Annotated in this window: 17 protein-coding genes; 6 read left to right on the top strand and 11 right to left on the bottom strand. The window is 63.6% G+C overall.

Going from position 1 to position 19,354, the window contains the following annotated elements:
- Window positions 1-32 precede the first annotated feature (32 nt).
- Complete coding sequence (gene glyA, locus ACNHKD_RS09960) at window positions 33-1,310, bottom strand: serine hydroxymethyltransferase (RefSeq protein ID WP_442753329.1); 1,278 nt, start codon at window positions 1,308-1,310, stop codon at window positions 33-35.
- A 209-nt stretch (window positions 1,311-1,519) separates the two neighbouring features.
- Window positions 1,520-3,103: a peptide chain release factor 3 gene (locus tag ACNHKD_RS09955; protein ID WP_442753328.1), complete on the bottom strand. Its 1,584-nt coding sequence runs from the start codon at window positions 3,101-3,103 to the stop codon at window positions 1,520-1,522.
- A 133-nt stretch (window positions 3,104-3,236) separates the two neighbouring features.
- On the opposite strand from ACNHKD_RS09955, the gene ACNHKD_RS09950 reads away from it, so the two are divergent.
- Complete coding sequence (locus tag ACNHKD_RS09950) at window positions 3,237-3,473, top strand: hypothetical protein (RefSeq protein WP_442753327.1); 237 nt, start codon at window positions 3,237-3,239, stop codon at window positions 3,471-3,473.
- A gap of 4 nt (window positions 3,474-3,477) precedes the next feature.
- On the opposite strand, the gene ACNHKD_RS09945 is transcribed toward ACNHKD_RS09950, so the two are convergent.
- The 3 genes from ACNHKD_RS09945 to ACNHKD_RS09935 form a co-directional block, all read right to left on the bottom strand.
- Window positions 3,478-4,068, bottom strand: coding sequence for a DUF3501 family protein (locus ACNHKD_RS09945; protein ID WP_442753326.1), 591 nt, complete (start codon window positions 4,066-4,068; stop codon window positions 3,478-3,480).
- 276 nt (window positions 4,069-4,344) lie between these two features.
- Complete coding sequence (locus ACNHKD_RS09940) at window positions 4,345-5,688, bottom strand: heterodisulfide reductase-related iron-sulfur binding cluster (protein WP_442753325.1); 1,344 nt, start codon at window positions 5,686-5,688, stop codon at window positions 4,345-4,347.
- A 139-nt stretch (window positions 5,689-5,827) separates the two neighbouring features.
- Window positions 5,828-6,247: a rubrerythrin family protein gene (locus tag ACNHKD_RS09935; RefSeq protein WP_442753324.1), complete on the bottom strand. Its 420-nt coding sequence runs from the start codon at window positions 6,245-6,247 to the stop codon at window positions 5,828-5,830.
- Between the two features lie 612 nt (window positions 6,248-6,859).
- On the opposite strand from ACNHKD_RS09935, the gene ACNHKD_RS09930 reads away from it, so the two are divergent.
- A complete protein-coding gene (locus tag ACNHKD_RS09930; RefSeq protein WP_442753323.1) occupies window positions 6,860-8,017 on the top strand; it encodes a hypothetical protein in 1,158 nt (385 codons plus the stop codon).
- Between the two features lie 30 nt (window positions 8,018-8,047).
- On the opposite strand, the gene ACNHKD_RS09925 is transcribed toward ACNHKD_RS09930, so the two are convergent.
- The 3 genes from ACNHKD_RS09925 to ACNHKD_RS09915 all read right to left on the bottom strand — a co-directional run bounded on the left by ACNHKD_RS09925 (window position 8,048) and on the right by ACNHKD_RS09915 (window position 10,998).
- Complete coding sequence (locus ACNHKD_RS09925) at window positions 8,048-9,511, bottom strand: glycosyl transferase family protein (RefSeq protein ID WP_442753322.1); 1,464 nt, start codon at window positions 9,509-9,511, stop codon at window positions 8,048-8,050.
- 100 nt (window positions 9,512-9,611) lie between these two features.
- A complete protein-coding gene (gene wecB, locus ACNHKD_RS09920; protein WP_442756879.1) occupies window positions 9,612-10,763 on the bottom strand; it encodes a non-hydrolyzing UDP-N-acetylglucosamine 2-epimerase in 1,152 nt (383 codons plus the stop codon).
- A 79-nt stretch (window positions 10,764-10,842) separates the two neighbouring features.
- Window positions 10,843-10,998: a hypothetical protein gene (locus ACNHKD_RS09915; RefSeq protein WP_442753321.1), complete on the bottom strand. Its 156-nt coding sequence runs from the start codon at window positions 10,996-10,998 to the stop codon at window positions 10,843-10,845.
- A gap of 149 nt (window positions 10,999-11,147) precedes the next feature.
- On the opposite strand from ACNHKD_RS09915, the gene ACNHKD_RS09910 reads away from it, so the two are divergent.
- The 3 genes from ACNHKD_RS09910 (at window position 11,148) to ACNHKD_RS09900 (ending at window position 15,440) form a co-directional block, all read left to right on the top strand.
- Entirely contained in the window at window positions 11,148-14,243 is a 3,096-nt protein-coding gene (locus tag ACNHKD_RS09910; protein ID WP_442753320.1) for an NfrA family protein, read from the top strand.
- 95 nt (window positions 14,244-14,338) lie between these two features.
- Window positions 14,339-15,064: a hypothetical protein gene (locus ACNHKD_RS09905; RefSeq protein ID WP_442753319.1), complete on the top strand. Its 726-nt coding sequence runs from the start codon at window positions 14,339-14,341 to the stop codon at window positions 15,062-15,064.
- A gap of 118 nt (window positions 15,065-15,182) precedes the next feature.
- Window positions 15,183-15,440, top strand: a complete 258-nt coding sequence (locus ACNHKD_RS09900) for a hypothetical protein (RefSeq protein ID WP_442753318.1) — start codon at window positions 15,183-15,185, stop codon at window positions 15,438-15,440.
- Between the two features lie 43 nt (window positions 15,441-15,483).
- Here ACNHKD_RS09900 and ACNHKD_RS09895 read toward each other — a convergent pair whose 3' ends face one another.
- Window positions 15,484-16,494, bottom strand: coding sequence for a methyltransferase (locus ACNHKD_RS09895; RefSeq protein ID WP_442756878.1), 1,011 nt, complete (start codon window positions 16,492-16,494; stop codon window positions 15,484-15,486).
- Window positions 16,495-16,650: 156 nt separating this feature from the next.
- Between ACNHKD_RS09895 and ACNHKD_RS09890 the strand changes: the two genes are divergently transcribed.
- The gene (locus tag ACNHKD_RS09890) at window positions 16,651-17,244 is read left to right on the top strand and encodes a poly-gamma-glutamate hydrolase family protein (RefSeq protein ID WP_442753317.1); all 594 of its coding nucleotides are present in this window, start codon (window positions 16,651-16,653) and stop codon (window positions 17,242-17,244) included.
- A 15-nt stretch (window positions 17,245-17,259) separates the two neighbouring features.
- On the opposite strand, the gene ACNHKD_RS09885 is transcribed toward ACNHKD_RS09890, so the two are convergent.
- Window positions 17,260-17,703, bottom strand: coding sequence for an SRPBCC family protein (locus ACNHKD_RS09885; RefSeq protein WP_442753316.1), 444 nt, complete (start codon window positions 17,701-17,703; stop codon window positions 17,260-17,262).
- Window positions 17,704-17,863: 160 nt separating this feature from the next.
- Window positions 17,864-19,261, bottom strand: a complete 1,398-nt coding sequence (gene der / locus ACNHKD_RS09880; protein ID WP_442753315.1) for a ribosome biogenesis GTPase Der — start codon at window positions 19,259-19,261, stop codon at window positions 17,864-17,866.
- Window positions 19,262-19,354 lie beyond the last annotated feature (93 nt).

Here is a 19,354-nt window from a genome sequence, read left to right as displayed (position 1 = left end):
CTCAAGGGGAGGGTGTTAACGTGGCGCCCCGACTACGAATAGATCGGGAACCTGGCGGTCAGCGCGTGAACCTTTTCCTTCACCGCCGCTTCCGTGCCCGCATTGCCCTCTTCCCCCTTCGACGACAGGCCGTCAAGAACCTCGACGATCAGCTTGCCGACCTCGGTGAATTCCGCCGCGCCGAAGCCGCGCGAGGTGGCCGCCGGCGAACCGAGACGGATGCCGGAAGTGACGAAGGGCTTCTCCGGGTCGAACGGAATGCCGTTCTTGTTGCAGGTGATGTGGGCGCGGCCGAGCGCGGCCTCCGCCGCCTTGCCGGTGATCTTCTTCGGACGCAGGTCGACGAGCATCAGATGGTTGTCCGTGCCGCCCGAGACGATGGCGAGGCCGGCGTCGACGAGCGTCTTCGCCAGAATCTGGGCGTTGTCCTTGACCTGCTGCTGGTAGGCCTTGAACTCGGGGGTCAGCGCCTCGCCGAAGGCCGCGGCCTTGCCGGCGATGACGTGCATCAGCGGACCGCCCTGGAGGCCGGGGAAGACCGCCGAATTGATCTTCTTGGCGATGTCCTCGTCATTCGTCAGCACCATGCCGCCGCGCGGGCCGCGCAGCGTCTTGTGGGTCGTCGTGGTGACGACATGGGCGTGCGGGAACGGCGACGGATGCAGGCCCGCGGCGACAAGGCCGGCGAAGTGAGCCATGTCGACCATGAAATAGGCGCCGACTTCGTCAGCAATCTTGCGGAAGGCCTCGAAGTCCCAGATGCGCGAATAGCCCGAGCCGCCGGCGATGATGAGCTTCGGCTTGTGCTCGCGGGCGAGCGCGGCGACCTGCTCCATGTCGATGCGGTGGTCGTCCTTGCGGACGGTGTAGCTGATGGGCTTGAACCAGCGGCCCGAGAGGTTAACCGGCGAACCGTGGGTGAGGTGGCCGCCGGCCGCGAGGTCGAGACCCATGAACACGTCGCCCGGCTGCAACAGCGCCAGGAAGACCGACTGGTTGGCCTGCGAGCCGGAGTTCGGCTGAACATTGGCGAAGCCGCAGTTGAAGAGCTTCTTGGCGCGGTCGATCGCAAGATTCTCGGCGATGTCGACATACTGGCAGCCGCCGTAATAGCGCTTGCCCGGATAGCCCTCGGCGTACTTATTGGTCAGAACCGAGCCCTGGGCCTCCATCACCGCCTTGGAAACAATGTTTTCCGACGCAATCAGCTCGATCTCATGCTTCTGGCGGCCGAGTTCGAGTTCGATCGCCTTGGCGAGTTCCGGATCGGACTGCGCAAGGGAGGAGGTGAAGAAACCGGACTGGCTCATGGAATTTCCTCTAGCCTAAGTGCGCGAAAGATAAGCGAAAAAGGCGGCTTCCCCGTTCCAAGCGGCGAACCCGGCTCTCCATGTCGCGCATTGTTGAGGCGTCCGCCTTATCACGGCGCGGGCGGAACGGAAAGAGTGGCGGATTGAAGCGGGCGCGTCGGCCGCCGCATGCACACATCTCGAAAGTCGCCCACCCCGTCATGGCCGAGCTAAGCCGCGCTCTTTTGATAGTCCTTGACGTCCGAGAACCTTATCGCCGGGTTCCTCTCCGCGTCATAGTTCAACTGGAACGCGGATGAACTCATAAAGACCGGCGCGCCGTCGAGATCGTCGGCGATGCTCGAGCCGTTCGAGTCGATGAAGCTCTTCAGCTTCAATGGCTCGTCCGACGTGATCCAGCGGCAGATGGTGAAGCGCGAAGTCTCGTAGCGGGTTTGCAAGCCATATTCGGCGTCGAGCCGCGTCGCCAGCACGTCGAGCTGCAGCGCGCCCACGACGCCGACGATGGAGCCCGAGCCGTCATGCGGCGTGAAGACCTGCACGACCCCCTCCTCCGCCAATTGCTGCAAGGCCTCGCGCAGCTTCTTCGCCTTCATCGCGTCGGAGATGAGAATGCGGCGCAGAATTTCCGGCGCGAAGCTCGGAACGCCGCGAAAGCGCAAATCCTCGCCCTCGGTGAGCGTGTCGCCGATGCGCAACTGCCCGTGGTTCGGCAGACCCACGACGTCGCCCGCGAAAGCCTCGTCGGCGATCGAGCGGTCGCGCGCGAAGAAGAATTGCGGCGCGTTGATCGGGATGTTCTTGCCCGTGCGGATGAGCTTCGCCTTCATGCCGCGCGTGAGCTTGCCCGAGCAGACGCGCATGAAGGCGATGCGGTCGCGGTGGTTGGGGTCCATATTCGCCTGGATCTTGAAGACGAAGCCGGTCATTTTCGGCTCCTTCGCTTCAACGATGCGCTTGTCCGCCTCCTGCGCGCGCGGGCTCGGCGCATATTCGGCCATGGCGTCGATCAGGTCGCGCACGCCGAAATTGCGCAGCGCGCTGCCGAAGAAAACAGGCGTCAGATGGCCTTCGCGGAACGCGGCGAGATCGAAGGGCTTCGAACCCTCCTCCGCCAGCATCGCCTCCTCCCGCCATTGGTCGGCGCCATTGGGCAGCAGCTTGTCGAAGAGCGGATCGAAGATGCCTTCCGTCTTCAACTCGTCGCCATCCTTGTCGATCTGGCGCACGGTCTTCGCCGCGAAGCGATAGGTGCCGGCGAAATTCCTGCCGCCGCCTATGGGCCAGGTGATCGGCGTCGTGTCGAGCGCCAGCGTCTTTTCGATCTCGTCGAGAAGCTCGAAAGGATCGCGGCCCTCGCGGTCGAGCTTGTTGATGAAGGTGACGATCGGAATGTCGCGCAGGCGGCAGACCTCGAAAAGCTTGCGCGTGCGCGCCTCGATGCCTTTGGCCGCATCGATGACCATCACCGCCGCGTCGACCGCGGAGAGCGTGCGATAGGTGTCTTCCGAGAAATCCTCGTGACCGGGCGTGTCGAGCAGGTTGAAGACGCAGTCGGCATATTCGAAGGTCATCACCGAGGTGACGACCGAAATGCCGCGTTCGCGCTCGATGCTCATCCAGTCCGAGCGCGTCTGCTGGGCGTTGCGCTTGGCCTTCACCGCGCCCGCGAGCTGGATCGCGCCGCCGAAAAGCAGCAGTTTCTCGGTGAGCGTGGTTTTACCGGCGTCAGGGTGCGAGATGATCGCGAAAGTACGTCGCCGCGAGACGGGGTCGTTGGCAGGGGCGGTCAAGATAAGCTCGTTTCCAGCGAAATTCTGTGCGTCCGGCTTAAAGGCAACCGCGCCCCTTCGCAATCCCGCGCCCGACGGGCGGCGGCTCCCTATCGAAAGCGGCGACGCTATGTTTCATGGACAGGAGATTGACATGATCAAGAGCGCCATGGCGGCCGCCGCCCTTTTATTCGCCCTCGCCTTTATTCCGGCCCCCGCGTCGGCATGGCACCTCGCGAGCGGGCGGGCATGCCTGAGGCACGCCTTCGTGCCGGATTGCGGACCGTCGAACGCCGCCGTTTGCACGTCGAGAAGGTCCTGCATGCTGGAGCCCCACAAGACGGCGCAGGTCTGCGCGGGCTGGCGATGCGAGCCCCGGAGCAAGCGCTAGCCGTTTAGGCGAAATCCCTCGCCAGCGCCTCGCGCGTCGCCTCCGACATCACGGCCATATGGCTGTAATTCGGATGCGAGAAACCCAGTATCGCGCGCGCATTCGGCTGGCGGAAGGCGTCAATTTGCGCCTGGGTGAACGGGAAGTGCACGAATTGCACGCTGCTCGCCTTGCCTTCGGCCGTGGTGCGGTCCTGGTCGGTCTCGGCCTTGCCGACGATGCGCTCGCCGCCGATCTCAATGAAGGCCGTCTCCTCGATGCCGCCGAGCCCCGCCAGCACGCGGGCGCGGCGCAGCGGATCGTCGATCTCGATCATGAAGGTCGCAACGAGTTCGGCTCCCTTCGGAATGAGCGGATTATAGGCTGCAAGTTCTTCCGAAACCTGCGCGTCGCCGCCTCGCTCGATATGCAGCATTTCCTGCACCTGCAGCCACATCGTGTCGAAATTCTCGAAATAGAAGGTCACGAAGGGACCAACCTCGACGCGGCGGTTGCGCTTGATCGCGGTGATCCGCTTGCGATGCTCCGCGCGGTCCCTGGCGTATTCCGCCCAGGGGAGAATGTCTGCTCGGGTGATCTCGGTTTTGACGGACATGACTACTCCCTCGAACCCACCCTCCTCCCGAGGGCAATCCGGTGAATGGCTATCTCGCGTCGTTAGCCCCAAATACCTCCCCTTTACGGGGAGGTCGGCGGCCAAAAGGCCGCCGGGTGGGGCTTACGCCGCAATGGTAGCGATGGGTTTACCCCACCCGACCCCGCTTGCGCGGGGCCACCCTCCCCGTAAAGGGGAAGGATCGGATCACGCCCGCGTTGCGCGAGCCCTCCCCCTAAAACGCCCCTCTCCCCGCAAGCGGGGAGAGGGAAGAGCCTATTCGCCCGCGACGCCGTAAGCCCGCGCCATCAGCACGATCGGGTGGCCGACGCGCTCCGGCTTCGGCGCCTCGCCGCCCAATGCCTCAATTCCCTGCTCCAGGTGGATGCCGGCGAGCGGGCATTCCGAGACGAGATGCTTCTTGCCGGCCGTATTGAGCTGGCGCATCGCCGGCTTGCCGACCTTCATCGCCGTTTCGAAATTGCCCTTCTTGTAGCCCCAGGCGCCGCCATGGCCCGAGCAGCGCTCGACCACCGCGACGTCGGCCTCCGGGATGAGCTTCAGAAGCTCCGCGCCCTTCTGGCCGAAATTCTGCGCGCGCGAATGGCAGGACATATGGAAGGCGACGCCGCCCTCGACAGGCTTCATGCCGTCCGCGAGGCCCTCTTTCTTGGCGATGTCGACGACATACTCGGAAAGGTCGAAAGTCGCCGCCGCGAGCTTCTTCACGCTCTCGTCATTGGGCAGGATCAGCGGCCATTCGAATTTCAGCATGAGCGCGCAGGACGGCACGGGCGCGACAATGTCGTAGCCCTCGTCGATATAGGGCGCGAAGGCGGCCGCGACCTTGCGCGCGGCGTCGGCGACTTCGCCGATCAGCCCTTGCTCCAGCTTCGGCATGCCGCAGCAATGCGGGTTCAAGACCTTCGCCTCGACGCCATTCGCGGCGAGCACGGCCAGCGCCGCCATCCCGATCGAGGTGTCGTTGTAGTCGCCGTAGCAGGTCGCGTAGAGTACGACCTTGCGGGCTCTGGCCGGGCCGGCCTCGTTGCGCGCCGGCGGATTAGCCCTGGCTTTCGCATCGAGCGTCTGGCCGGCATATTCGGGCAGCTCGGCGTTCCTGTCGACGCCCGCGAATTTCTCTTCGAGGCCGCGGACCGGGCTGCCGCGCCGCGTCGCCCAATTGACTGCGCCGGAGATCAGCGTCGCCCATTTGCCGTTGCGGTCGGTCTCTGTCAGCGCGCGATCGACGGCGGATACGCCGTTCTTCTTCGCCTGGACCGCGCGATAACGCAGGATCAGATGCGGGAAGTCCAGATTGAACTCATGCGGCGGGACGTAGGGGCACTTCGTCAGGAAACACATGTCGCAGAGCGTGCAGGCGTCCACGACCGGCTTGAAGTCCTCGCTGTCCACCGAGTCCAGTTCGCCCGTCTTCGACTCGTCGACGAGATCGAAGAGTCGCGGGAAAGAATCACAGAGATTGAAGCAGCGGCGACAGCCGTGACAAATGTCGAAAACGCGACGCATCTCGGCGTCGAGCTTCGCCTCGTCATAGAAATCGGGATTCTCCCAATCCAGCGGATGCCGGGTGGGCGCCTCAAGACTGCCTTCTCTCATTTTTGTCCTGCTGTGCCTGGCCCCCTCTCCCCGCATGCGGGGAGAGGGCCGGGGTGAGGGGCAAGGGGAGAAGAGCGGATCGGGCCTGCTCCTCATCCTGACCCTCTCCCCGCCTCGCGGGGAGAGGGATAATGCAAGCTTACTTCAACTCGTCCAGAGCCTTCTGGAAGCGGCCGGCATGCGAACGCTCGGCCTTGGCGAGCGTCTCGAACCAGTCGGCGATCTCCTCGAAGCCCTCTTCGCGGGCCGAGCGCGCCATGCCGGGATACATGTCGGTATATTCATGGGTCTCGCCCGCGACGGCCGCCTTGAGGTTGTCGGCGGTCTTGCCGATCGGCAGGCCGGTGGCCGGATCGCCGACGGTTTCGAGGAACTCGAGGTGGCCGTGGGCGTGACCGGTCTCGCCTTCCGCGGTGGAGCGGAACACGGCGGCGACGTCGTTATAGCCTTCAACGTCGGCCTTCTGAGCGAAATAGAGATAGCGGCGATTCGCCTGCGATTCGCCGGCGAAAGCGGCCTTCAGGTTCTCTTCGGTCTTGCTGCCCTTGAGCGTAGCCATTATTGCCTCCAAGGATAATTGACGGTGCGCGGAACCCGAGCGAAAGGCTCCGGCGACGCCTGATTAGAATAATTCAAAACTGGGCCGCGTCCAACTGAAATCCGTCGTCTCTCCGTTCTCTTTCGGCGGCCGCCGAACCCCCGTCGAGTCCGAAAGACCAAAGACCCTTCGGCCGACTGCGCCCTTCCTCCGCTCGGTTCGCGGCGCGCGCCGCGCTCATCGCTAACGGCGCGTAAAAAACGCCAGGCGCACAGCCGCGCTTCTGGCGGGGCCATACCGCTGATCGAAAAGCATAAGTTTCGCGACCGGCCGCGCCCCCTCCCCCGTCGCGGCGACGCGTCGGCTGGTTTCAATCGATAAAATTTGAAGTGTGCCTTTAGCTTAATCTTTGATTCACGAGTGTATTTCCTGGCTTTGAGAACGCGATATTCTGTCGATACTCAATAAAGACAGAATTTTCCCAGGCGTCCTACATGAATACGAATGCTTAACTCTCTTCGTGAGCGAGGGTATATTATGATCCGGACTGCCTCTGCGCGCCTCTGCGTGGTCTTTACCGTCGTGGCTTCGTTTTCTGGATCGGCCCTGGCGCAAAGCGCGCCAGCGATAACGATGAGCGCGTCGCCTACGGCGATCGCGCCGGGCGGGCAATCCACGCTGTCATTCTCGTCGGTCAACGCGACGTCATGCACCGGGTCGAGCAGCCCCGGCGACCCGGCTTTTTCCGTGAGCGGAACCTCCGGCTCAATGGTCCTGTCGCCCAAGACCACGACAACCTACGCGATCAGTTGCAAGGGAAGAAAGGGCGCCGCGTCGGCAAGCGCGCAGATTGCGGTCGCGGCGCCGGTCGTGGGGCTGTCGACCAAGCCGACGATGATCAATCCGGGACAACCCACGACCGTCACTTTCGTATCTAACAATTCCACTTCCTGCGAAGGTTCGAGCAACCCGTACGATCCGAATTTCGTCGTCAATGGGCTGACCGGCCTTGTCGTGACATACCCGCAGCAGACGACGACCTATTCGGTCACCTGCACGAACGGGTCGGCCTCCACCACGACGACCGCCACGGCGAACGTGACCTCTGACAGGATCGTTTTCTCCGAGACCTTCAGCAATGTCTCCGCGACGAATCCGCCGACCTGCATTCCCGACGGGAAAATGGCGACGCCGAATTGGCTGTCCGTCTTCGACGGCTATGGCTGCAACGGAATCATCAGGCTATGGGACGGCAATGCGGCGATGGTGCAACCCGCCGCTTCCCTTACGTCCGGCGAGACCCATGCGGCGCTGATCGCCGGGCCGATCTTGTCCCAGCCGATCGATACAAAAGGCAGCTTCACGCTGGAAGCAGCGATGAAGACGCAGAAGCAGTTGCGGCAGGGAACCGCGCCGAACCCCTGGGAAGTTGGTTGGATCCTCTGGGACTACGTCGACAACACGCACTTCTACTATTTCATTCCGAAGCCGAACGGATGGGAATTGGGCAAAGGGGACCCCGCCTATCCGGGCGCACAGCGGTTTCTCGCCTCCGGCGGCGCGCCCCAATATCCGGCGGGAAAGCGTTACGTGGTGAGAGTGGCGCAATTGGTCTCGGGCGCGGGGGCCACCACCATTTCGGTCTATGTCGACGGCCGCCTGCTGACGACCTTCACCGATCAAGAGAGGCCCTATACCGGCGGCTTGATCGGGTTCTACACCGAGGACGCGCAGGTTTATTTCCCGTCGCTCGTCGTGACCGCGCCAATCACGATCGCCTCCGGAAGATAAGGCGTGCGGCGCGCCGCCGCCGTAATCCGATCAGGAGACAGGCTGCGCCTCGTTCGCAACGGAGACCGGGATGGTATGAGCGGTCTTGTCCCAGCCGAGAGGCTCCTTGTGCACCTTGTGCCGCCACAGGAAGATATAGAGCGCGCGCAGGGCGGCGGAGAAGTTGATGAAGTTCGAGAACACCACACGCGGTCCCGCCATCAGCCCTTGGGCGAGCCCGTAGATCTGGGTGGCGAAGATCATCCGCTGAAACAGGCGGTTGGCCAGCAAGGCGACGTTGACGACGAACACGAATCTGAGATCGGGGTCGAGCAGACTATAGGCGGCGATGCGCCATTCTTCGCTGTATCTGGACAGCACCGCGATCAAGACCGCGTTGAACGTCAGGAAATAGGCGATGACGGCGATGATGCCCGAAAAGATGCCCTTGCGGTCGCGCAGGAAGAATATTTTCTCGGTGATGGTGTCGCCCCAACCAAGCTTGGATGCGCCCTGAAAGCCGATTCCCAAAATCCAGCGCGAGCGCTGCCGATAGGCCGCGCGGTAGTCGCTCGGAAAGTTTTCTCTCGTCGCAATCGCGAGCGTCTGTTCGACGCGCTGCAGCTCGTTGTCCCCTTCCGGGATATCGAGCGTATAGGACGCGGGATTGTGCACGAAGGCGGGCTTGAAGCCGAGCTGCTTGATGACGAAGGCGATGTCGTAATCCTCGGTCAGCGCGGTCGGATCGAAGACCTCCCCGCGGCGGATCTGCTTCAGGGCGTCCATCGCGCGCCGGCTGAAGCACGCGGCGACGCCCGCGCAGGGCACGATGCCGGTGAGCTGCTCGCGGACGACTAGATCCTTGTTATGGAACTCGGCGAATTCGTCCATATAGGTGCCGGCCGTCGCCTGCAGGAGCGAACGGCTGAACGAGTAAACCGGCAACTGGATGAAATCGAGCTCGTTGACCAGCGCGTTGAAGAGCGGCGACTCCAGCGGGTGGATGACGTCTTCGCTGTCGTGCAGCACATAGCCGGCGAACGCAACGCCGGTCTCCTGCTCGTACTGATCGACGCCGTTGATGATCGCATTGAGACAGTCGGCTTTCGTCGTCGGCCCGGGATTGGCCCCAAGCACGAGGCGGATGTTCTCTGGATGCTCCGCAGCCGCCTTCAGCACTTCCTTCTGGGTTGCCAAATCGTTCGGGTAGGCGCCGACGAAGAAGACCGTCGTCGGAGAATTCCCGACATTCGTCTTCAACATATGGTAGATGACGTCCTCTTCATGCCAGGCGGGCACCATCACCGCGAGATGGCGTTGCGGGCGCGCCAGGAGCGCTTCTTCCGAGAGATCGGGATGTTCGGTTTTTTCCGTCCCGAGCGCCTTCGACACCCAGTAGGCGCCGTCCACGAACACATCGTCGAGGCTGTAGACGATGATGATCACGCCGATGACGAAGAACATGCCCGCGATGGCGTTAACATAGGCGACGATAGCGTCGGTCATGTCGAACATAATCGTTCTCCGTCAAGGCGAGCGCCGCGCTGATCGGGCGCGGCGCCGCTTGAATTGACTGGCCCCCGCACGCCTGCCGCGGCGGCGCCTGCAACCTGGATCAGGCGGCGGCTTCTTCCGCCGGCGCCAGCCTCTCGGCCAGTGCGGAAACGATCCGCGCCGCCGCATGGCCGTCTCCATAGGGAAAGACCGGCGTCGACATGCGGGCGTAACGATCGGCGTCGTCATGCAGCTCGGCGATCGAACCGAAGACCGTGGCCGTGTCCGTCCCGATCACCCGCACGGCGCCGGCATGAACGGCCTCCGGACGCTCCGTGACCTCCCTCAGGACGAGAACCGGCCTTCCGAGCGCCGGCGCTTCCTCCTGAAGCCCGCCGCTGTCCGTGACGACGAGCCAGCACCTCTTCAGCGCCGACACCATGTCGGCGTATCCGATGGCGTCTTTCACGACGATGCGCGGGTGGCCGCCCAGGATCCTGCGGGCAGGTTCATGCGCCTGTGGGTTGGGGTGCGTAAGAAAGTAAAGACCGACGTCCTCATGCGCGTCGACCGCGGCGCGCAACCCTTTCAGCGCGCTTTCCAAGGGCTGCCCAAAGCTCTCGCGCCTGTGGGCGGTCGAAAGAATGACGCGCGGAACGTCGGGAAAGCCCTCCGGCGGCGCGAGGTCCCGCGCCGCAACCTGTAGCAGCGCGTCGATCACTGTATTGCCTGTGATCAGACAGTCATTCCGGCTGACGCCCTCTTGCAGGAGATGCTCAAAAGCGGAGACGGTGGGCGCGCAATGGAGGGACGCGGTCAGTCCCGAAAGGCGACGATTAAGCTCTTCCGGGAACGGATCGTCCATTTTTCCCGTCCGCAGACCCGCTTCCACATGGACGAACGGCACGCGCCGATGAAATGCGGCGAGAGAAGCCGCCGCGACGGAGGTCGTATCTCCCTGGGCGATGACGCAGCCCGGCTGAATCTCGTCGATCAGATGGTCGATCGCCATGATCGCCTTGCTCATCAGCTCATTGAGCGAGCCGCTCTTGCGCTCGATCGTCAGCTTTCGGTCGGGGACGACTCCAAACAATTTTAACGGGCCTTCAACGATATCCGCATGTTGGCCCGTCGTAACGACATAAGGAAAAGCCCAACCACTAGTCTTAAGCTTAGCAATAACGGGCGCCAATTTTATTGCCTCCGGGCGCGTGCCAACAATACAAAGGCAGCAAACGATTGAATCGCCACGGATAATTTTACTGGCTCCCATGATTTCGTTACTGCCAAGGTTTAGCATGTTCACTCCGTAAACCCTCCAGATTCATACATTTGTGGTTTACCTGTTTATTCTAGCGTCCGATCGCGACGGATATCTGAATGAATGCAACAATCAAGCCGATGACAAGCACAATTGTCGCGCCCCACGTACCAAAAAACATGCCGCTTATGAAGGCGGCGACGGACGCGATGAAGAAAAAAATGATGAGCAAGATCAGATGTTTCATGCTGTTCTTCCCACGAAAATTGTCTTTTTCTTATAATTCTATTATCACCTGAAACGATCAGATGTCACGCTCTAGACCCAGGATGAAACAGGACGTCGAATAACCGGCTGCGTGAGTTGTATCTTTACGGAGCGCCGTGGAGCGTCAGTATGTTACCGAAGTTCTGGAGTGGGTGTTTCGCGGCGGCTTTCGCATCGACGGCGCTTTCGTTGCCGCCTTCAGACCCGGCGCGCGCGGCCGAGGCCGCTGGCGTCAAGGAAACGCCGCAGCCGGGAACGCCGGGCTATCAGGACCTTGCGTTTGCTTTCGCGCGGCTCGCCAAGGGCGATAATGAAAGCGCGCTCAAATTCGCCCGTCGCGCGCGCGATCTGGCGCCCGACTACGAGATGCCGATCCGCGTCATCGCGGACGCCCTCAGCCGCGCGAACAGACCGGCCGAGGCGCTCGACGCGATCAACGCCTACACGACCTCCCATAAACCCTCTCCCGCCCTGCTCGCCCAGCGCGGCTATTTGCGCAAGCGCCTGGCCGACGCGGCGGGCGCGGAGGCGGATCTGACCCAGGCGCGGGCGAGCGGCGCGCTCAACAAGGATCAGGCGGCCGCCGCAGATTCGGCGCTCTACGACCTCGCCATGGACGCCGCCTACAAGGAGCTTTCCGCCCGACATTTGACTGAGGCCATCAAGCAGGCGCAGATCGCCCGACGCATAAATCCCGGCGCCGAAGCGCCGGTGAGCGTGCTGATCGAAGGTTATGCCCAGGAAGGCCGGCGTCAGGCGGCGCTGGCCGAGGCTGGGCTGTATCTCTCGCAAAACAAGGCGAGCGGGCGCATCCTCGCCCAGCGCGCCTATCTGCGCCGCGCGATGAACGATCTCAAAGGCGCGGAGGCGGATTTCGAAGCGGCGCTCGCCTCGCCCGATGTCGAGCCCGATGAGGCGGCGCGTTTGAAGGAAGCGCTGGCGGAATCGAAAAGCGCGCGTGAAGTCGCGACCTCCGCCGAGGTCGAACAGGCCTACAAGGCGATCGAGGCGGGCGATTTGGCCCGCGCGATCAAACTGGCCCGCGAGGCCCGCGCCAAGGATCCCACGGCCGAGGGTCCCCTGCTTGCCCTCATGACGGCGCTCAACCGGTCTGGACAGCCGCGCGCCGCAGTCGCGGAGGCCGACGCCTACATCAAAGAACGCGCCCCGCCCGCCGCTCAGGTCGCGGTCGACGCCACCGCAGAGGATAACGCCCGCCCCAAGAGCAATGCGCCGAGCGTGGTTCTGTTCGCGCAGCGCGGCTACAGCCGCCGCGCGGCCGGCGATCTGAAAGGCGCCGTCGCGGATTTTCAGGCGGCCCTCGCCCGGCCCGGTCTCGAACCCACCCAGGAAAAACAGGCGCGGCTCGCGCTCGCCGAGGCGGAGCAAGCCGAAAAGCCGGGCGGAGGACGCATAACCGGCCCGACCGCGACGCCCGCCGAGCAGGCCCTCAACCGGGCCTATGACGCCCTTCATGCCGGCCGCCTCGGCGCGGCGGCGCAGGCGGCGCGGGAGGCGCGCGATCTCGACCCCAAAGCCGAGGAGCCGACGCTGATCCTCATGAGCGTTTACGCTCGCCAGAACCGGAAGGCCGAGGCGCTCTCGGAGGCGGACCGCTATCTGGCGAGAGCGCCCCACAGCGCCGCCATTCTCGCCCAAAGGGGCTTTCTTCGTCGCGGGACGAAGAACCTGGAAGGCGCCATCTCGGATTTCGGCCAGGCGCTCAAATCCGGCCTTCCCGCCGCTCAAAGGGCGACGGTCGCCAAGGCGCTCGAGGAAGCGCGCTATACGCTTGTGGCCGAAAAGGCGTTCAAGGCGTCGGCCGCCCATGATTGGGCCGCCGCGTTGCGATACGGCCGGGCGGCGGAGGCCTTTCCCCGGGCCAACGAAGCCATGCGTCGCGTCACGATCGAGGCGCTCGCGGGTCTTGGCCGTCGGGGTGAAGCCATGAAGGCGTCGAACGCGCTGATCGCGCGCGGCGACGCGAGCGGTCAGGCTTATGCGCAACGCGGCTATTTGCGTGAGGGAGACGGAGATCAGGCGGGCGCGGCGGCCGATTTCCAGGTTGCGCTCAACAAGGGCGGCCTGCCACCCTCCCAGCGCGTCTCAGTGCGGCGCGGCCTCGCGGTCGCCAAGGCCGCGGTCTATGAGGCCAGGGGAGATGCGGCGGAAGCGCAGGAGGAGCTCGCGCGTTTCACGCAGTCGCACCCCGACGACGCCGACGGCTGGCTGGCGCTTGGAGGATTTTACTCAAGGCGCCGCGACTATCCGCAGGCCCTTTACGCTTACGAGAACAGCCTCGCCGTCGAACGTCGCGGCGAGGCGCTGCTGAATGCGGGTTATGCAAGCGTTTATGTCGACCGCTCGAAGGAGTCGCAATTCTTCCGCGAGGCGATCGACCGCTGGTCAAGCGATCCGTCCCTCAGCGCGCGCCCCGCGCGCGATCGAGACGTGATCCGCAACCAGATTGTTGAGGCGGATGCGAGCGTCCGCACGAATATCGTTTTTGGCAGCTATGTCGATCGTCCCTACCGCTGGGGCGGGCATCAGTTGCAGCCGAGCTTCGAAACCGTGATGCGGTTCGACGGCCGCTATCTGCCTTATCTCTTCGGACTCGAAACTTTCGTCGGCGGCTTCTGGTCGGAAGACCAGACCCGTTTCGCGGAAGGTTATTCCCGCCTGGGCATGCGCGCTCGGCCCTTCGACGGAATCAATTTCAGCGTCAGCGGCGAGTGGCAGCATTATTTCGTCGGCAACTCGCCCTATAATCAGTTCGCGCTGTCCTGGGGATACGGCTATGGCGGTTTCGCCTATTCGAGCGCGCCAAGCGCCGGAGCGGCCGGCGCGCTGCAGCCGGCGGACATCGCCTATCCGCTCGAAACGGGCTGGCGGCCGCTGACGAGCTTCGCGACCTACGGCACATTTAGAAGCGGCGAACACCGCTATCTGCAGAACGCGGTTGGCTTGCTCGGCTACACCTATTGGAACGCCGACAATCGGCTGGTCGTCGGCCCGGCCGGCATGGCGGCTGCGGGCTACGACAGCGCCGACCTGCGCCAGTTCGCCTTCGGCGTAGGACCCGCGGTGGTCGCGCGGCTCTGGGTCGGCGGCGATTACTACCGCGCATATGACGGCATCATCACGCTGCAGATGGGTTACCTGTTCCCCTTCGGCGAAAGCCATCGCCAAAGCGGCCTGAACACCACGCTTGGCGTTTCCTTCTGATCAAGCCCGGCGCCGTCGCGTAGGTCACGTCGCGTTTCACGCGGAAAACGGCGCCGCTTTTCGCGGCCCGCGCCTGGGCATTCGAGGAAACAAGTTTGATTAGAAATATCACGCGATCCAGATTGCGCGCCCTGCTGGCGGAAAAACGCGTCTGGGCCGCCCTGTCGGCGCTCGTCGCCATCGTCCTTTTCAAGCTTTTCCTGCTAGGCCGCGAAAAAATGCTGGTCCTTTCGGCGATGGCGCCGACCCAGCCGTCCGAGACGCACGCGGCGCTCGCGCTGTTCTCTCAGATCTATTCATCGAAGATTGTTTTCTCCGGCTGCGTGGCGACGCTGCGCCAGTTGCGCCAGGGCGGCAAACCCAATTCCTGGGAGAGCGCCTGGATCGTCTGGAATTACCAGGACAATGAACATTTCTACTACCTGGCGCTGAAGCCGGACGGCTGGGAGCTTGGCAAGCGCGATCCCGCCTATGAAGGCGGCCAGCGCTTCATGGCGACGGGGAGCCGAGCTTTCCCGGTCGGCGCGTGGACGACCTTCACGGTGTCGCAGCGGGGCAACCACATCGCCGCAAGCGCCAACGGCCACGAACTCGTCAGCGTGACCGACACCTTGCCGCCAATCTACGCCTCCGGGCAGATCGGCCTTTACACGGAAGACGCCGTCGTCGCTCTCGCCCGCCTAACGTCGCCGATTAAGGATGACTTTCGCGCCTATTCCCAACGACGCACGACCACGGACGGGTCAAGTTTTCGCGATTGGACGTTTCCCTTTCTCGGCTTCGGCGCCGCATCGATCGAGCCGGTCTCTTTCGAGCGATAGCGGCCCCTGCGCGAGGCGGAGATCGACGGCGAAAAGGCGCGAAGGATAAAATCCGAAGGATCGGCAAAGGACATTCTTGAACTCGAGCCGGTATCTCCTTGGAGCAAGGAGAACCCGCATGACGACGCTTCACACGATCCAGCACCGCCTCTTCCAGCTCCTTGTCATTGCGGGCGCGTGGTATCTTTTCTACGCCGTGTGGAGCCATCCGGAGCTGCAACTTGCGGGTCCCATCCTCCTTTGGCTCGTCTCCCATGGCGCCGAACGCCTGCATGACTTGCGGCAAGGGTGGAAGGCGCGCCAGCGCCCCGCGAAGCGCGCCCATGCGCGGCAGGCCCTTCACGCGAAGGGCGCAGGTCATCCTGCTTTCGGCTGATCGGCGCTTTCTCGATGGGCCAGGGAAAACGTCCCTGGCCTTTTTACTTGATCCCGATCACCATGGAATCCGGCCCGACGAGATGCTCGACGCGCATATGCGAGAAGCCCGCGTCTTTCATCCAGCTCTGGCAATCCGCGCCCGTATAGTCGAAGCCGCCGGCTGTCTCGATGAGCATGTTGAGGCTCATCAACAGCCCGAATGCATTCTCCCGGCGAGCATCGTCGATCAGCGCCTCGTAAACGATCAGCGCCCCGCCGGGCGGCAAGGCGTCGTAGGCCTTCTTCAACAATAGCCGCTTCTGCTCGAGATCCCAGTCGTGCAGGATGTGTCCCATGACGATGACGTCCGTCCGCGGCAGCGCGTCTTCAAAAAAGTCGCCGGGGTAGAAACGCAGGCGATCGGACAGGCCGTTGACTTCGATGAATTCGTCGAAGACCGGCCGCACTTGCGGGAGGTCGAACCCGCCGCCCGTCAAATGCGGATGGGCGCGCGCGATCGTGACAGGGACCATGCCCTGCGCAGCGCCGACATCGACGAAGCTTTGATAATCGCTCCAGGGGAACCTGGCCGCGATGGCGTTGGCGGCCCCGGCGCTGACGCCGCTCATCGCCGCAAGAAAGCCCCGCAATCTTTCGGGATCGGCGTAGAGCGCCGCGAAGAGATCGCCCTCCTCCTTGTTTTCGCTCTGCCGCTTGCCTGTCTTCAGCGCTTCGGTTAGGTGGCCCCAGCTTTCGTAAAGCCGCGCATTGGCCATTTCCAGCATGCCGCCGACATAGCTGGGCCTGACGCGCACGAGGAAGAAATCCGTCTCCGGCGTGTTGCGGTAAATCCCGTCCTCCCGCTCAAGCAGCTTCAGCGCGACCAGCGCGTCGAAGAAGTCGCGCGCGGAACGCTGGTGGAGGCCCAGCCTGTTCGTCAGCGTCGCGAGATCCGCCGGCGCCTCCGCAAGCGCATCGAACAGTCCGAGCTCGACGGCGGAAAGCAGCGTCTTGGCGTTCCAGAAGGACATGCCGAGAGAAAGGATGTTTTCGGGCGAGGGTTTCAGGGTCATCCGCGCAATTCCTTCGTAGGCCCCTCCCCGCTTCGCCGGAGAGAAGAAGATCGTAGCCTGCATCGACAATGCTTGCGAGCGTAACCTGTCCCGCACCGGCAAGGGCGCCGCGACCGCTCTCTTCCGAAGCTGCATGAGCTACGCTACTTTCGCTTCATGCCTGATCAATACGACAGTTTCGCGGGACTCGCGGCGCGCGAGATCGAGGGCGTGCATTATCGCATCCACGTCGTCGAGCGGGCCTCTCCAATCGCGATCGTCGCGCCGCATGGCGGCTGGATAGAGCCGGGCACGTCCCATCTCGCGACGGCGATCGCGGGCGCGGACCACTCGCTTTACCGCTTCGACAGCCTTTCCCGCCGCACGCGCGAGACCACCATGCACATCACTTCGACGCGCTTCGACGAGCCGCGGGCGCTGGCCTTGATCGGGGCGAGCGATGTCGTGCTCACGATTCACGGCCGCAAGAACGGCGACGATCATGCGTCCATATGGGTCGGCGGACTGCATGAAACATTGCGCGACGGGATCGTGGCCGCGCTGGCGCAGAGCGGCTTTGCGGCGAAGGCGGTTTGCGAGGGCCATCCGCTTTCGGGACGCGATCCCGCGAATATCTGCAATCGGGGCCGGCTTGGCGCGGGCGTGCAGATCGAACTGCCGAAGGCGCTGAGGCTGGAGCTGCTCTTCGCGCGTCCCCGGCTGGCGCTTCTCGCAAGCGCGGTCCGCGCGGCGATTGCGATGCATGCCTAGAGAAGCCGCCCCGCTTTACGAACGGATTTCCGGCTCGACGAGTTTCGCCAGCTTGCGCAAGGATTCCTGCCAGCCCATATAGCAGGCCTCCGGCGGAATGACGTCGGGCACGCCCTCCTGCACAATGTTAATTTCGACGCCCGTCGAAACCGGTCTCAGCGTGACCGTGATCCTGAGCGCTCCCGGCAAGTTGGGGTCGTCGAACTTGTCCGTATATCGAATTCGCTCATGCGGGACCAGCTCGACATATTCGCCGCCGAAGGCGTGGCTTTCCCCCGTCATGAAATTGCGAAACGATATGCGGCGCGCGCCGCCTTTCCTCGCGTCCATTTTGTGGACTGTGCAGGTAAAGCCGTTGGGCGGCAGCCACTGAGCGACGGCGTCGGGCTCGAGGAAAGCGCGATAGACCTTATCCGGCGTCGTCGCGAGCACGCGATGCAGGGTTATCGTGTTCGGCATGACGTCCTCCTCAGCTCTGCGGGCAAAAGGCGCATAGATCACGCTGCGCTTAGGTCGAATCGCCTGAACGCAGGCGACGTGATCGATGATTCCAAAGGTTGAGAGCGCGCTCCATGCGAAACCGCTTTCCACTTTTTCGCGAGCCGCGCTCTAGCGATCGCTACTTCTTCCTACCCGCGAACGGATTGTCCCCGGCCTTTTTCGAGATCCGGATCGGCACGCCCGGAAGATCGAACGTCTTGCGCATCCCGTTGATCAGAAACCGCTCATAGCTCGCCGGCAATTCCTCGAGCTGGTTGCCGAAGAGCACGAAATGCGGCGGACGCGACTTCGCCTGCGTCATATAGCGGATTTTGATGCGTCGGCCTGAGATGGCGGGCGGCGGCGATTGCTCGACGGCGGAGAGCAGCCAGCGATTGAGTCGCGCCGTCGCGATGCGCTTGTTCCACACGACGTGGGTCGCGACGATCGCCTCCATGAGCCTGTCGAGCCCCTGCCCGTTTGCCCCCGAGACCGGCACGACCGGACAGCCGCGCACCTGCGGCAGCAGCCTCTCGGCGTCTTCGCGCAGCTTCATCAGCGTCGCGCCCTTGTCCTCGATCAGGTCCCATTTGCCCAAGCCAATGACGAAGGCGCGGCCTTCCCGCGCGGAGAGATCCGCGATGGTCAAATCCTGCTTCTCGAAGGGAATGGTCGAGTCGACTAAGAGCACCACCACTTCCGAGAAACGCACGGCGCGCAGCGCGTCGGCGGCGGAGAGCTTTTCGAGCTTGTCCACGACCCTGGCCCGCTTGCGCAGGCCCGCCGTGTCGAAGAGCTTCATCTTGCGGTCGCGCCAGACGAAGCTGACCCCGATGGAGTCGCGGGTGATGCCGGCCTCGGGGCCGGTCAGCAGACGGTCCTCGCCGAGGATGCGGTTGATCAGCGTCGACTTGCCGGCGTTGGGACGGCCGACGACGGCGATGCGCAGCGGCTTGGTGACGTCGAGGTCGCTGCCGTCCTCCTCGTCGTCGTAGAGGTTTTCTTCCTGCTGCTCTTCTTCCTCGGCGGGCTCGGCGGTCTGCTCGGGGAGCGCCTCGCGCAGCGCCTCGTAAAGCGCGCCCGTTCCTTCGCCGTGTTCGGCCGAAAACGGCACCGGATCTCCCAGACCCAGCGAAAAGGCCTCGTAAGTCCCGGCCTCGCCCGCTTTCCCTTCGGCCTTGTTGGCGATGAGGATCACGGGCTTCCCCGCGCGACGGACGAGGTCGGCGAAATATTTGTCCTCAGGCGTCACGCCCACGCGCGCGTCGATGACGAAAAGAATGCCGTCGGCGGCGAGAATGGCGCTCTCGGTCTGGGCGCGCATGCGGCCTTCCAGCGTCTCGCTCGCGCCCTCCTCCAGCCCCGCCGTGTCGATGACGGTGAAGCGCAGATCGGCGAGCTTGGCCTCCCCCTCGCGGCGGTCGCGCGTGACGCCCGGGCGGTCGTCGACCAGCGCCAGCTTCTTGCCGGCGAGCCGGTTGAAGAGCGTCGACTTGCCGACATTGGGACGGCCGATGATGGCGAGGGAGAAAGACATTTTTTGTGACCTTGAGGCGCCGGGCGCCCCTCAATAACGCGAAACCCTCTCCCGGTGGGAGAGGGTCGATGAAGAGAAGAGCCGGGTTTTCCT

This window comes from Methylocystis sp. JAN1 (assembly GCF_052186135.1).
Classification (GTDB): domain Bacteria; phylum Pseudomonadota; class Alphaproteobacteria; order Rhizobiales; family Beijerinckiaceae; genus Methylocystis.
This window is presented reverse-complemented; position numbering and strand designations above follow the sequence as displayed.

Coding starts and splice junctions, on each gene's coding strand:
- ACNHKD_RS09900 (WP_442753318.1), top strand. CDS start 15,183: ATGACGACGCTTCACACGATCCAGCACCGCCTCTTCCAGCTCCTTGTC.
- ACNHKD_RS09930 (WP_442753323.1), top strand. CDS start 6,860: ATGAGCGCGTCGCCTACGGCGATCGCGCCGGGCGGGCAATCCACGCTG.
- ACNHKD_RS09925 (WP_442753322.1), bottom strand. CDS start 9,511: ATGTTCGACATGACCGACGCTATCGTCGCCTATGTTAACGCCATCGCG.
- ACNHKD_RS09885 (WP_442753316.1), bottom strand. CDS start 17,703: ATGCCGAACACGATAACCCTGCATCGCGTGCTCGCGACGACGCCGGAT.
- glyA (WP_442753329.1), bottom strand. CDS start 1,310: ATGAGCCAGTCCGGTTTCTTCACCTCCTCCCTTGCGCAGTCCGATCCG.
- ACNHKD_RS09945 (WP_442753326.1), bottom strand. CDS start 4,068: ATGTCCGTCAAAACCGAGATCACCCGAGCAGACATTCTCCCCTGGGCG.
- wecB (WP_442756879.1), bottom strand. CDS start 10,763: ATGGGAGCCAGTAAAATTATCCGTGGCGATTCAATCGTTTGCTGCCTT.
- ACNHKD_RS09950 (WP_442753327.1), top strand. CDS start 3,237: ATGATCAAGAGCGCCATGGCGGCCGCCGCCCTTTTATTCGCCCTCGCC.
- ACNHKD_RS09940 (WP_442753325.1), bottom strand. CDS start 5,688: ATGAGAGAAGGCAGTCTTGAGGCGCCCACCCGGCATCCGCTGGATTGG.
- ACNHKD_RS09935 (WP_442753324.1), bottom strand. CDS start 6,247: ATGGCTACGCTCAAGGGCAGCAAGACCGAAGAGAACCTGAAGGCCGCT.
- ACNHKD_RS09915 (WP_442753321.1), bottom strand. CDS start 10,998: ATGAAACATCTGATCTTGCTCATCATTTTTTTCTTCATCGCGTCCGTC.
- ACNHKD_RS09910 (WP_442753320.1), top strand. CDS start 11,148: ATGTTACCGAAGTTCTGGAGTGGGTGTTTCGCGGCGGCTTTCGCATCG.
- ACNHKD_RS09895 (WP_442756878.1), bottom strand. CDS start 16,494: ATGACCCTGAAACCCTCGCCCGAAAACATCCTTTCTCTCGGCATGTCC.
- der (WP_442753315.1), bottom strand. CDS start 19,261: ATGTCTTTCTCCCTCGCCATCATCGGCCGTCCCAATGTCGGCAAGTCG.
- ACNHKD_RS09890 (WP_442753317.1), top strand. CDS start 16,651: ATGCCTGATCAATACGACAGTTTCGCGGGACTCGCGGCGCGCGAGATC.